Below are 11,983 nucleotides of genomic sequence, written 5' to 3' on the forward strand. Positions count from 1 at the left end.
CCCGGAACGGCCGGAGCATGCTGAACCGTTTCACCGCCAGGGCCGAGTGCCTCTTGACCCACCGGCCTTCCGGCCCCACGATCACGCCCATGAGTGTTCGGGTCACGTTGGTCGCCGCCGCGCGCAGCTCGGACCTGTTCGACGAGCGCTTCGACGACGACCGCCCCCTCGACCAGGCCGGCTGGCACGAGATGCAGCTCGTCGCCCACGCGCTGATCCCGCTGGCCGCCGCCGATCTCCGCTACTGCTCGCCGACGCTGCGCAGCCGCGCCACCGGCGACGCCCTGGGCTACGCGCCGCTCGTCCAGCCCGCCCTGCGGGACTGCGACATGGGCCGCTGGCGCGGCTTCACCCTCGCCGAGGTGGCGGCCCGCGAGCCGGCCGCCCTCGACGCCTGGCTGGCCGACCCGCGCTCGGCCCCGCACGGCGGAGAGCCCCTGCTCGCCTTCATCTCCCGGATAGGCGGCTGGCTGGACACCCGCCCCGCCGAGGACATCGCCGCCATCGTCGCGGTCGCCGAACCGGCCGTCGTACGAGCCGCCCTGATCTACGCGCTGAAGGCCCCGCCCCGCGCGTACTGGTCCGTGGACGTCCGCCCCCTCTCCACCGTCACCCTGAGCGGCGCCCCCGGCCGCTGGACCCTCCGCCTGGACGCCAGGTCTTGAGCGAGCGCCCGGGAGCGCCGGGGGCTCAGCCTTCGGGGAGGTGTCCTGGGGCGAGGAGTGGTGGGGACGTGGCGGTGTCGGGTGGGGGCGGGAAGTCCGCGACGGTGACTCTGACGTTTTCCTCGCAGCCGGCCCTTCCGCATTCGCAGGCGAAGGCGAGGACGGTCGTCCCGGCGTTCCCCGGGGACCACGGGCGGGCGAAGAACGCCTCGTACTGCGAGACCGTGGCCCGGTTGGCGTACCGCAGCAGACGGCCGCGCTCGGTCGCCGTGGCCGCGACCGGGCCCGCCCGCAGGGCGTCGGCGAAGATCTTCTCGACCGCCGCAACCGTCCGCGCCACGCTGCTTCGCCCGTCGACGACCAGTTTCCTGGCGCCGTACTCCGCCACCTCCGACGCGATCTCCCTGGCCAGCGACCGGTAGAGCGTGTGCGTGCCCGGCGGCAGGCCGAGGCCGCGTTCATGGAGCCGGGCTTGCTGGACCTCGACCGACGGCAGCAGCCATACGGCGCGGCTGCCCCTGCCGGTGCCCGTATCCGCGCCCGCGACCGCGTCGACCACCGGCGGGGTGACCGGGGTGCCCTCCGCGACGGTCAGCGGAGTCGCGGGCAGCGCACGGAGATCGTCGACGATCATCCGCCCGCGCTCATGGTGCAGGGACATGGCGAGCAGCTCCGCCGGGGGAGCGGACCAGCGTTCCTCGCGCGGCAGCGCCTCCCACCGGACCGCACCCGGGTGACCGGCGGCGATGGCCCGGTCGCGGTGCTCCCAGGTGTGGGCGTCGGCGTTGTACCAGCGCAGTCCGTGCCGCCGGGCGAGCAGCCGGGCCACGGTCGTCTTGCCGGCGCCGGGCGGGCCACCGATCCACAGGACATGGGGCAGCGAGGGCACTGGCAGCGGGGACTCGGGCTGCGGGGACGCGGGCGTCGGTGCGGGGCGCGGCGGCATGCCGGTCATTCTCACGCGTGTGCCACCGTTCCCCGCCATCACGGTTCCGCCATCACGGTTCCGCGAGCACGGTCCCGCGAGCACGGTCCCGCGAGGGCGGTCCCGCGATCACGCCGTACCGAGCGTCTCCAGGATCTGCTCCCCGTACTTCGCCAACTTGTTCTCGCCGACGCCGTTCACCGTGCCGAGCTCCGCCAGCGTCGACGGGGCCAGGACCGCGATCTCGCGCAGCGTCGCGTCATGGAAGACGACATACGCGGGCACGCCCTGCTCCTTCGCCGTGGCGCCGCGCCAGGCGCGCAGCGTCTCGAACACCGGCACCGCCGCTTCCGGCAGATCGACGGGCGCCGAACGCTGCTTGGCCGTCTTCTCCGCCCGCGCCGGCCTGGCCGCCTGCTCGGGCTCGCGCCGCAGCATGACCGGACGCCGCCCGCCCAGCACTTCGCCGCTGTCGTCCGTGAGGACCAGCGTCCCGTAGTCGCCCTCGACGGCGATCAGGCCCTGCGCCAGCAGCTGCCGCGCCACGCTCCGCCACTCCGCCTCGCGCAGCTCCGTACCGATACCGAACACACTGAGCGCGTCATGGTCGAACTGGATGACCTTGGCCGTCTTCTTGCCCAGCAGAATGTCGGTGATCTGCCCCGCCCCGAACTTCTGGTTGCGCTCGCGCTTCAGCCTGACCACGGTCGACAGCAGCTTCTGCGCGGGGACCGTGCCGTCCCAGGACTCCGCGGGCGTCAGACACGTGTCGCAGTTGCCGCACGCGGTGCTGTCCTGGCCGAAGTACGCGAGCAGCCGGACGCGACGGCACTCGACCGTCTCGCACAGCGCGAGCATCGCGTCGACATGCGCGCTCAGCCGCCGCCGGTGCGCGTCGTCGCCCTCCGAGGTCTCGATCATCTTCCGCTGCTGGACGACGTCCTGCAGTCCGTACGCCAGCCAGGCGGTGGACGGCTGCCCGTCACGCCCGGCACGCCCGGTCTCCTGGTAGTACCCCTCGACGGACTTCGGCAGGTCGAGATGGGCGACGAACCGCACGTCGGGCTTGTCGATGCCCATCCCGAACGCGATCGTCGCGACCATGACCATCCCGTCCTCCCGCAGGAAGCGCGCCTGGTGGTCGGCCCTCATCCGGGCGTCGAGCCCCGCGTGGTACGGGAGCGCGTCGACCCCGTTCTTCACGAGGAATTCGGCGGTCTTCTCCACGGAGGCGCGGGAGAGGCAGTAGACAATGCCCGCGTCGCCGGGATGCTCGGTGCGCAGCAGCTGCAGCAGCTGCCGCTTGGGGTCGTTCTTCGGCGCGATGCGGTACTGGATGTTGGGCCGGTCGAAGCTCGCCACGAAGTGCCGGGCGTCCTGGAGCTTGAGCCGGGAGGCGATCTCCGTGTGCGTGGCCTCGGTGGCCGTCGCGGTCAGCGCGATACGCGGCACATCGGGCCAGCGCTCGTGCAGCGCGGACAGGGCCAGGTAGTCCGGCCGGAAGTCGTGGCCCCACTGGGCCACGCAGTGCGCCTCGTCGATGGCGAACAGGGAGACCGTGCCGCGCTCCAGCAGCCGTACCGTCGACTCGACGCGCAGCCGCTCCGGCGCCAGATAGAGCAGATCCAACTCACCCGCGAGGAACTCGGCCTCCACCAGGCGCCGTTCGTCCAGATCCTGCGTGGAGTTGAGGAACCCGGCGCGCACGCCGAGCGCCCGCAGCGCGTCGACCTGGTCCTGCATGAGCGCGATCAGCGGCGATACGACGACGCCGACGCCCTTCCGTACCAGCGCGGGGATCTGGTAGCAGAGCGACTTGCCCCCGCCGGTCGGCATGAGTACCAGGGCATCGCCCCCGGCGACCACATGATCGATGATCTCCTGCTGGCTCCCGCGGAAGGAGTCGTATCCGAAGACGCGGTGCAGCACGCGCTGCGCCTCACTCGCCTCGGGACGGCCCTCGGGATGGCTCTCGGGAGGTGTCTCCGGGCGGGTGTCTTGATCGGAAGCGCTCATCCGGCGATTCTACGAGGCTCCCGCCGCCCCGATCCGTTCGATCCGGAATGCGGAACCCGGGGGCGCCGGAATCCGCGCCGCACCGCGCCGCCGCGACTCGGGCTCTCAGGCGTGCTGCGGCATCTCGTCCTTCAGCGCGGACCTGAGCTGCTGCCGAAGCTCCGGGCTGTCTGTGTGCCCGTGCATCGACACGGCGTGTTCACTGGCGGCCTGGACGACTTCGTCCTCCTCACCGGATATGGCAAGGGTGCAATTCGTTTCACTGGGAAAATCCCGGCAGTCGGCTGTCTTGCGCATGATGCACCTCCTCATACCAGTGTCAACCCGTATGTCCGCTCGGCGCCATACGGAGAACCCGTAGTCCGGACCGCTTCCCGGAGTCCGGACCGCTACCCGTAGTACTTCGGAGCTATGGCGAAGGTGCACTCCCCGGGGGGACGCCGACCACACGACGTGATTCATACCTTCGGTACCGGAAACCCCGCACACCCCGCACACCTCCGGTACGGAAGGACCACCCTCCATGGCGTCCCGCCCGCGCGACAGCCGCCTTCGCCGCACCCTGCTCGCCATACTCGTCACCGCCTCGGTGGCCGTCCCGGTGTCGGGCGCTGCCCGCCCGGCCGCCGTCCCGGCGCCCGCCCCCGCCGTGCTTGCCCCGCTGCGGGCCGCGACCCCCGCCGCCCTCGACGAGCGGTACGCCGCCCACCGCGACGGCATCCGGGCGGCCGAGCGGATGGCGGCGGGCCACGGCGACCGGAGGCGGGCCGCCGTGCTGCGCGCCATGGCGGACCCGGCACGCCACTTCCTCGCCTTCGACGGCCGCGACGGCGGCCGCACCGCCGAGGTCTTCGGTGACCTGTCGCAGGCCGAGCGGATCGCCGTGCTGGTGCCGGGCTCGGACACCGGCCTCGACCGGTACGAGCGGTTCAGGACCGGCGCCAGGGCGCTCCAGCAGGCGCTGGGCGGCAGGGCCGCCGTCGTCGCCTGGCTCGGTTACCCGACACCGGGCACGGTGAGCCCCGAGGTGCTGACGCCCGCGCTCGCCGACGACGCGGCCCCTCGACTCCGTACGTTCGTACGGGAGTTGAGTGCGGCCAAGCCCGCCGCCCGGACCTCGCTGCTCTGCCACTCCTACGGCTCGGTCGTCTGCGCCCGGGCCGCCCCGGGCCTGCGGGTCGCCGACATCGTCCTGTGCGGCAGCCCCGGCACCGGTGTCGACCACGTCGGCCGGTTTCACACCCGGGCCACCGTCTGGGCGGGCCGGGGCGCCGGCGACTGGATCGCGGACGTGCCGCATGCGCGGCTCCAACTGCCCTTCGCCACGCTCGGGTTCGGGGCCGACCCGGTGTCGAAGGGGTTCGGTGCCCGCGTCTTCGACGCGGGCGCAGGCGGCCACAGCGACTACCTGAAGCCCGGTTCCGTATCCCTGCGGAACATCGCCCTGATCGTCTCCGGAGAGACAGGTTCCGAGGAGGGCCGTCATGCGTGAGCTCGTCCGGCGGATCGAGTCCGCCACCCCGCCCCACCGGGACCGTGCCGTCGACGCCCTGCGCGCCTTCGCCATCCTCGGCGTGGTGCTCGGTCACTGGCTGGTGACCGCCCTGGTCGCCGACAGCGGCACGGTGCGCGCGGCGAGCCCGCTCCAGTTCATGCCCCAACTGGCCTTCATATCCTGGGTGTTCCAGACCCTCGCCGTCTTCTTCCTGGTGGGCGGGCACATGGGCGCGAAGAGTTACGCGTCGGCCCGCGCCCGGGGTACGACGTACGGGCAGTGGCTCGGCGCCAGGATGGCCCGGCTGTTCAGACCGGTCGCCGCGGTGCTGGTGGTGTGGACCGTGACGGCGGGCGCGATGCTGGCGACGGGGGCCGGTTTCGAGACCGTACACACCCTCGGCAAGCTGGTCCTCTCGCCGCTCTGGTTCCTGCTGGTCTTCGCGGCACTGACGGCGGCGACCCCGCTGGTCACGAGGGTGCACCCGCTGTGGGCGCTCGCGGTGGTCCTGCACGTGGACCTGTTCCGGTTCGGCCTCGGCGGCCCCTCCTGGCTCGGCTGGATCAATGTGGCGGCCGGCTGGCTGGTGCCGTACTGCCTGGGCGCGGTCTGGGCCCGGGGCGGCCTGCCGGGCCGAACCGCCGGATGGGCGCTGCTGCTGGGCGGCGCGGCCGCCACCGCAGGGCTGGTCCTGTGGGCCGGCTACCCCGCCGCCATGGTCGGGGTGCCCGGCGCCGGGATCTCCAACCTCAACCCGCCCACCCTCGCGGCGGTCACCTTCGGCCTCGCCCAGTCCGGAGCGGCCCTGCTGCTGCTCGGCCCGCTGCGGCGGGCGCTCGCGCGGCCCGCCGCCTGGGCGGCGGTGGCACTGGTCAACCTCTCCGCGATGACCATTTTCCTCTGGCACCAGACCGCGATGATGGCGGTCACCGCGACCGGCCTGCTCGCGGGCGAGGCTCTGCCAGGACTGCACACCGTGCCCGACTCCGTGGGCTGGGTGCTCGGCCGGCTGGCCTGGCTGCCGGTCTTCGCCGTGGCGCTGTTGATCTGCTGGGCCGCGTTCCGTACGTACGAACAGGGGCGGCCGCGAAAGAACGGCCGGATCGTGCGCGAGGGACGTCCTGCCCTGGAGAAGGCGGTGCGGCGTGCCTAAGGTGCAGCGTGTGAAGGGGCACGGCGTGGCGAAGCGGCTGGTGAAGGTCGCGCGGGCGGTGCCGCGCACCCTGCGCGAGGACCTGTGGACGGCGGCCGCCGATCCGCTGCCGCGCGTGGGGCGGCCGCGCTGGCTGGACTGGCTGCCGGCGTTCGTGGTGCCGCTGGTGCTGTGCGCGGCGTTCCTGGTCGTCGCCAACGCGAATCAGTACGTGGGTGACTTCGGGATGGACGTACGGGTCGCCCTGCTGCTCGCCGGGATCCAGTCGGCGGCGGTCGTCGTCGCGCTGTTCCGCCCGATCCTGGCCTGGTGGGCGTCGACGGTCGTGCTGGCCGTGATCGCGCTGTCCGTGGACGCGGACGCCGCCGTCGGCACGGTGTTCCCCTGGACCGGCGGTGAACTCGCCGTACTGGCCTGGGTCCTGTTCCTGGTCGCGCTGCGGGCCCGCCCCCGGGTCGCGGCCGAAGTACTGGTGATCAGCGTGCTGACGGGCCAGGTCTGCGGCGCGCTCGTCGCCGGCCCCCGCGTCGCCGGTCCTTTCTTCTCCGGCCCGCTCTTCTCCGGCCGCGACACCGGTGCCTACCTGGCCATCGCGGTCCTCGCGATCACCGTGGTGGTCGGCGCCTCGCTGCGCGGCCTCCAGGTGGCCCGTACGAAACTGGTCGTACAGGAAGAGATCACCACCGAGGAGCGGGCCCGGCGCACCCTCCTGGAGGAGCGCAACCGGATCGCCCGCGAGCTGCACGACGTGGTCGCCCACCACATGTCGGTGATCTCCATCCAGGCGCAGGTCGCCCCGCACCTGGTCGAGAACCCGTCCGAGGAGCTGAAGGAGAACCTCGCGGGCATACGGGAGAACGCCGTCGAGGCGCTCACCGAACTGCGCCGGGTGCTCGGCGTCCTGCGCTCGGAGGACGCCGTGGCTGAGGGCGCTCGGCACGCCCCGCAGCCCACCCTCGGCCGGCTGGACGAGTTGGTCGGCAATGTGCGCGGCGCGGGGCTCAGGGTCACCACCGAGATCGCCGGGGAGCCGCACGCGCTGCCGCCGGGCCTCGATCTCTCGGCGTTCCGTATCGTTCAGGAGGCGCTCAGCAACGCGATGCGGCACGCGCCGGGAGCGGAGGTGCGGGTGGAGATCGGCTATCACGCGTCCGGGGTCACGGTCCGGGTCACCAACACCGCGCCGGACCGCCCCGCCGCACCCTCGCCGGGCGCCGGCCACGGTCTACTGGGCATGCGCGAGCGCACTGCGATGCTGGGGGGCGAGCTGGCCACCGGGGCCACGCGGGACGGCGGCTACGAGGTGACCGCGATGCTGCCCACGAAGCCCTTTGCCGCGCCTGCCACCCCCGGGGCGCCCGCCGCCTCCGCCGCCCCTGCCGCTTCTGTTGAGGACACCCCATGACGACCATCCGCGTGCTGATCGCCGACGACCAGATGATGGTCCGCCAGGGCTTCACGGTGCTGCTCAACGCCGAACCGGGCATCGAGGTCGTCGGCCAGGCCGTGGACGGCCTCGACGCCCTCGCCAAGGTCGCCGAACTCGCCCCCGACGTCGTCCTGATGGACATACGGATGCCCGAACTCGGCGGTATCGAGGCGACGCGCCGCATCACCCAACCCCCCGGCGCCACCGTCAAGGTCCTCGTACTGACCACCTTCGATCTCGACGAGTACGTGTACGAGGCGCTGCGCGCGGGCGCGTCCGGGTTTCTGCTGAAGGACGCGTCGGCCGCCGAACTCGCCCAGGCGGTACGGGTAGTGGCGGCCGGCGACGCCCTGCTCGCCCCGAACATCACTAAGCGCCTCATCGCCGAGTTCTCCCGCATGACCGGCGCCCCGCGCCCGCCGCTCAAGGACCGCGTCGGCGACCTGACGGAACGCGAGACCGAGGTCCTCTCACTGATCGCGCAGGGCCTGTCGAACGCGGAGATCGCCGTGCGTCTGGTGGTGGCGGAACAGACCGTGAAGACCCATGTGAGCCGGATCCTGGTGAAGCTGGGCCTCCGGGACCGCACCCAAGTCGCGGTCTTCGCCTACGAATCGGGCCTGGTCCGCCCGGCCGGCTACTGAGCCCGGCCGGCTACTGAAACGTCCGGAAGGCGTCGAGCGCGGGGCGGGACTTCTGGACACGGGACTTCTGGGACACGCACGGGCCACCACCGGTGGGCATGAAGGTGGCCCGTACGATGCGCTCGCCGACCGGATTCATGGTTTCGGCCTTGGCGTCGAGCGCGTTGACCGAGTAGACCAGGGTCCTCGACAGGTCCCTGGTCGCCGCGAGGAGGGTGCTGTAGCCCGGCCGGGATCCTGACTTGAGCCAGAGAATCTGTCCGTCGCCCGCGTCGAAGCACTGCAGTCCCGCGCTCATCTCGGCGCCCTCGACATCCGGCAGGGTGAACATCTCCCTCTCCAGGAGTGGTTGAGGGACGAGCTCTCCCTTGAACAGCGCGAAGAGGAACTTCTCCAGGTCGGCGGTGGTGGAGATCATGTCACCCGCCGCCCACCGGTCCGACATGTTCCACTCCGTCGCGTCCACGACCCTGCCGTCCGCCAGTTTCTGGTAGCCCCGATTGTGCGGGCCGTGGATGCGCGGGTCGGGGCCGCCTGGGAACGACGTGTCCCGCATGCCGGCCGGCCGGAAGATACGCGCCTGCGCCTGGTGCTCGTAAGAGTCGCCGGTGATCTTCTCGATCAGCATGCCGAGGACGGTGTAGTCGATATTCGCATAGCGCTGCTTCTTGCCCGGGCCCTCGCCCGGTCCCCGGTAGGGGCCCTTGGCGACGGACGCCGCGACGACGTCCTCGGGGGGCAGGGTCGTGAACCGGTTCTCGTACCCTTCGGCGTTCTCCGGGCCGAGGGAAGCACCCGGCTGGAGCCCACTGGTGAACGTGAGCAACTGCCGTACGGTGATCGGTTCGAAGGCGTCCGACAACAGATCCGGCAGATACCTCTGGACGGTGCCGTCGAGATCTACTCTCCGCTCCGCGGCGAGTTGCAGCACGATGGCCGAGGTGACCACTTTGGTGGTGGATCCCGCCCGGAAGCGAGCCCCTTCGACAGCCCTGCGGTCTCCCCCCAGATGGTGCACCCCCGCGCTTCCGCGCCAGCTTCCGTGGCCGCCGACGCGTACGAGGGCCGCGGTCGCGTTCGTGTCAGGGAGCCCGAGAAGGGCTGCCTGCAAAGCCTCCCGGTCCGGTCCGTGCGACGGACTCACTGCGACCTGGGCGGCTGCCACCCGGGCGCCGGGTTCTGCGGCCAGGGCGGGCGCCGCGGCCGACGTGCCCACGCCGAGGCCCAGCGCGAGGGTGGCGGCCAGGGCGGTATGTATGCGGATCCTCAAGAGACGCTCCGTGGTGTGAACCGGTTTGTCCGTACGGAGTTCCGTACGCGGTTCATCCTGCCGAGCGCACCGACGCCCCGGATCATCGCAAAGGACGGCGCCGACCCCGGTGAGTCCCCGGCCAACTGGGCTGCCCGAACGGCGAGTTGTCAGGGTTGCCCCCTAGGGTCGCGCCCTCTGGGGTCGCCCCGCCGGCCGTGCTTACGCCGGAGGCCGCCCGGGCGCCGGCGCGGGCTTGCGCCAGACGAAGACCTCGGTGCTCGGCTGACGTTCGGAGAACCGGCCCGCAGGGGAGACCTCCCGGAGCAGCCGGCCGAGGTCTGCCTCGAAGTCGTCGCGACGCCCGCCGAACAGATGCGGTGCGGAGAACGACGTCGAGAACACCCATGCGACGACATCCGCGCAAGAGCGTTCCAGAGCCTGCCCGCCGGGCACGACATGCCGCTCAAAACCGACGAACCCGGCGCGAGTGAGCACGGCGGCCTCACCACCGGGTGTGCCGTGGAGCAGCACCCCACGGCCGGCCCGCCGGACCGGCCCGAGGTACCGCTCGGTCAGCTCCTTGATGGCCGCGTAGGGCACCGCCGGATACGGGAGACCCTCGACGGACAGGGTCTCCGTTTGCAGATCCGAGATGTGTACGAAGGCCCCGCCGGGCCCGAGCATGCCCTTCACGGTCGCCGCCACCGCGTCACGGTCCATCCAGTGGAAGGACTGGCCGAAGGTCGCGACGGTGAACGTCCCGAGGTCCGCGGGCAGCTCCTCGGCTCGGGCCCGGACCCAGCGCGTTCTGCCGGATACGCCTGCCTCGGTGGCCCGGCGCTCGGCCTCGGCGACCATCCCGGTGTCCGCGTCCACGCCGACGATGTCGCCGAACAAGTGCGTCAGACTCAGCGCCAGGGTGCCCGGTCCGCACCCCACGTCGAGCAGGCGTCCCCGGCCGTCGAGCGGGAGAGCCTCGGCCAGCACGTCCGGAAGGCCCGGAGCGTACGGAAGCCTCCCGCGCCGGTAGTAGCGGGCCGAACCCAGAAACAGCGTTTCGTCCCACTCCCAGCCCTCGGGCATGCCGACTTCCGCTCCTTCTTCCGCTTCTCCTCGTGCGGACGCACCGTACGCGGCGTGTGCACCAGGCCGATCATTCCATGGCTGGCCACCGTGACCACGCGCTCAACCGGTCCGGCCGGGCTCCGCCAGATACGCCGCCAGCCGCCTCCCGAATGCCCGGTGGCCCGTCTCGGCGCGGGTGTGCAGCTCATCGATCCGGCCGTGCTCGATGAGCAGCTCGGCCAGGACCTCGGCCAACTCCTCAATGACGGATGAGTGCTTGGCGTCGGCCATGGCGCGGTCGAGGACCTGGACGGCCTCGTCGGTACGGCCCTGCCCGGCCAGCAGCGCGGCGAGTTGCCGAGGCGCGGGCCCGCGGGTCCGCAGGATTCTGATCGCGTCCTCGGCGCGGCCCTGTTCATCCAGGAGCCGGGCCACGTTGATAGGGGCCGTGGAGATCGATGTGTACGGCGCGTACGGCATGCCCTCCAGGACGGTCACGGCCTGATCGGCGCGCCCTTGCTCCACCAGCAGATCGATCAGCCAGTCGCGGGCGTACTCCTCGTTGGCGTCGACGCGCTCCTGCATCACGGCGATTCCCTCATCCACGCGTCCCTGCCCGGCCAGCGTGCGGGCCAGCAGGAGAGCGAGACCCGTATGGCCAGGAGCGGCGAGTGCCCGCAACTCCTCGATCCTGCCCTGCTCGGCGAAGATGTCCGCCACCGAAGAGCGGGCGTAAGGACGCGCGCTGTCGCCGGCCATCGCCCGTACGTCCTCGATACGGACCTGGACGAGAAGCAGATGGACCAGCAGGTGCCATCCGGCGTAGTCATTCTCATCCGGGCGTGCCTGGAGGAAGGTGACGGCCTCCTCGACCCGGTCCTGCGCGCGAAGCAGCTCGATCAACTGGTCACGGGCGTCCTTCTCGCGGATCTCCAGGCGCACCTTCAGCACGGCGACCGCCGCTTCAAGGCCGTCCTGCCCGGCCATCGTGTCGGCCAGTGTGCCGGCCAGCAGGAGTGCCAGGCGCGCGTTCTCGGTGCCGGCGAGATCCCGCAGCTCCTCGATCCTGCCCTGCGCGGCGTAGAACTCCGCGAGCCGTGCGCGGGCCAAGGCCGTACCGGTGAGGGCCGCCGACCGCAGCTCCTCGATCCGGCCCTCGTCAAGCAGCCGCTGGACGTACTGACGTGCGTACCGGTCATAGTCCGTCCGCCCGGCCGGGCCGAACCAGCGGCCCCAGTCGACACTGGCCTGCCCGCCGCGCTCCCGCCCGCCCGGCCCCCTGGCGGCCCGGCGATCCGACCCGCCCCCCTCGCCCACCCGTAATGCGCTCATCCCCGGA

At 71.9% G+C, this 11,983-nt stretch carries 11 protein-coding genes; 5 read left to right on the forward strand and 6 right to left on the reverse strand.

Features of this window, described 5'->3' with window-relative positions:
• The first annotated feature begins 89 nt into the window (after nucleotides 1-89).
• The gene (locus ACZ6MZ_RS23180; RefSeq protein WP_384185433.1) at nucleotides 90-665 is read left to right on the forward strand and encodes a histidine phosphatase family protein; all 576 of its coding nucleotides are present in this window, start codon (nucleotides 90-92) and stop codon (nucleotides 663-665) included.
• Between the two features lie 25 nt (nucleotides 666-690).
• Here the strand turns inward: ACZ6MZ_RS23180 and ACZ6MZ_RS23185 are convergent, their stop codons facing one another.
• The 3 genes from ACZ6MZ_RS23185 to ACZ6MZ_RS23195 form a co-directional block, all read right to left on the reverse strand.
• On the reverse strand, nucleotides 691-1,611 hold the full coding sequence (locus ACZ6MZ_RS23185) for a DEAD/DEAH box helicase family protein (protein WP_469353975.1): 921 nt from the start codon (nucleotides 1,609-1,611) through the stop codon (nucleotides 691-693).
• A gap of 108 nt (nucleotides 1,612-1,719) precedes the next feature.
• Nucleotides 1,720-3,606: a DNA helicase RecQ gene (recQ, locus tag ACZ6MZ_RS23190; RefSeq protein ID WP_469353977.1), complete on the reverse strand. Its 1,887-nt coding sequence runs from the start codon at nucleotides 3,604-3,606 to the stop codon at nucleotides 1,720-1,722.
• Nucleotides 3,607-3,711: 105 nt separating this feature from the next.
• Entirely contained in the window at nucleotides 3,712-3,903 is a 192-nt protein-coding gene (locus tag ACZ6MZ_RS23195; protein WP_384185441.1) for a DUF1059 domain-containing protein, read from the reverse strand.
• Nucleotides 3,904-4,129: 226 nt separating this feature from the next.
• Here ACZ6MZ_RS23195 and ACZ6MZ_RS23200 point away from each other — a divergent pair, with 226 nt between their 5' ends.
• The 4 genes from ACZ6MZ_RS23200 to ACZ6MZ_RS23215 are packed head-to-tail and all read left to right on the forward strand — an operon-like array spanning nucleotide 4,130 to nucleotide 8,327.
• A complete protein-coding gene (locus tag ACZ6MZ_RS23200) occupies nucleotides 4,130-5,098 on the forward strand; it encodes an alpha/beta hydrolase (protein WP_469353979.1) in 969 nt (322 codons plus the stop codon).
• Nucleotides 5,091-6,254 (forward strand): acyltransferase family protein, encoded by a 1,164-nt coding sequence (locus ACZ6MZ_RS23205; RefSeq protein WP_469353981.1) that lies wholly within the window; start codon nucleotides 5,091-5,093, stop codon nucleotides 6,252-6,254. The genes ACZ6MZ_RS23200 and ACZ6MZ_RS23205 overlap by 8 nt, the downstream gene beginning before the upstream one ends.
• Nucleotides 6,255-6,264: 10 nt before the next feature.
• Nucleotides 6,265-7,659, forward strand: coding sequence for a sensor histidine kinase (locus ACZ6MZ_RS23210; RefSeq protein WP_469353983.1), 1,395 nt, complete (start codon nucleotides 6,265-6,267; stop codon nucleotides 7,657-7,659).
• Nucleotides 7,656-8,327, forward strand: a complete 672-nt coding sequence (locus ACZ6MZ_RS23215) for a response regulator (RefSeq protein ID WP_384330067.1) — start codon at nucleotides 7,656-7,658, stop codon at nucleotides 8,325-8,327. Before ACZ6MZ_RS23210 ends, ACZ6MZ_RS23215 begins: the two co-directional genes overlap by 4 nt.
• A 10-nt stretch (nucleotides 8,328-8,337) precedes the next feature.
• On the opposite strand, the gene ACZ6MZ_RS23220 is transcribed toward ACZ6MZ_RS23215, so the two are convergent.
• The 3 genes from ACZ6MZ_RS23220 to ACZ6MZ_RS23230 all read right to left on the reverse strand — a co-directional run bounded on the left by ACZ6MZ_RS23220 (nucleotide 8,338) and on the right by ACZ6MZ_RS23230 (nucleotide 11,976).
• A complete protein-coding gene (locus ACZ6MZ_RS23220) occupies nucleotides 8,338-9,597 on the reverse strand; it encodes a serine hydrolase domain-containing protein (RefSeq protein WP_469353984.1) in 1,260 nt (419 codons plus the stop codon).
• A gap of 201 nt (nucleotides 9,598-9,798) precedes the next feature.
• On the reverse strand, nucleotides 9,799-10,662 hold the full coding sequence (locus tag ACZ6MZ_RS23225) for a class I SAM-dependent methyltransferase (protein WP_469353986.1): 864 nt from the start codon (nucleotides 10,660-10,662) through the stop codon (nucleotides 9,799-9,801).
• Nucleotides 10,663-10,764: 102 nt separating this feature from the next.
• Nucleotides 10,765-11,976: a hypothetical protein gene (locus tag ACZ6MZ_RS23230; protein ID WP_469353988.1), complete on the reverse strand. Its 1,212-nt coding sequence runs from the start codon at nucleotides 11,974-11,976 to the stop codon at nucleotides 10,765-10,767.
• Nucleotides 11,977-11,983 lie beyond the last annotated feature (7 nt).

It is taken from the genome of Streptomyces sp. NPDC042201 (genome assembly GCF_055582185.1).

Bases quoted from the DNA above. Each gene is read 5' to 3' on its own strand.
- ACZ6MZ_RS23180 (WP_384185433.1), top strand. From the start codon at position 90: ATGAGTGTTCGGGTCACGTTGGTCGCCGCCGCGCGCAGCTCGGACCTG.
- ACZ6MZ_RS23185 (WP_469353975.1), bottom strand. From the start codon at position 1,611: ATGCCGCCGCGCCCCGCACCGACGCCCGCGTCCCCGCAGCCCGAGTCC.
- recQ (WP_469353977.1), bottom strand. From the start codon at position 3,606: ATGAGCGCTTCCGATCAAGACACCCGCCCGGAGACACCTCCCGAGAGC.
- ACZ6MZ_RS23195 (WP_384185441.1), bottom strand. From the start codon at position 3,903: ATGCGCAAGACAGCCGACTGCCGGGATTTTCCCAGTGAAACGAATTGC.
- ACZ6MZ_RS23200 (WP_469353979.1), top strand. From the start codon at position 4,130: ATGGCGTCCCGCCCGCGCGACAGCCGCCTTCGCCGCACCCTGCTCGCC.
- ACZ6MZ_RS23205 (WP_469353981.1), top strand. From the start codon at position 5,091: ATGCGTGAGCTCGTCCGGCGGATCGAGTCCGCCACCCCGCCCCACCGG.
- ACZ6MZ_RS23215 (WP_384330067.1), top strand. From the start codon at position 7,656: ATGACGACCATCCGCGTGCTGATCGCCGACGACCAGATGATGGTCCGC.
- ACZ6MZ_RS23225 (WP_469353986.1), bottom strand. From the start codon at position 10,662: ATGCCCGAGGGCTGGGAGTGGGACGAAACGCTGTTTCTGGGTTCGGCC.
- ACZ6MZ_RS23230 (WP_469353988.1), bottom strand. From the start codon at position 11,976: ATGAGCGCATTACGGGTGGGCGAGGGGGGCGGGTCGGATCGCCGGGCC.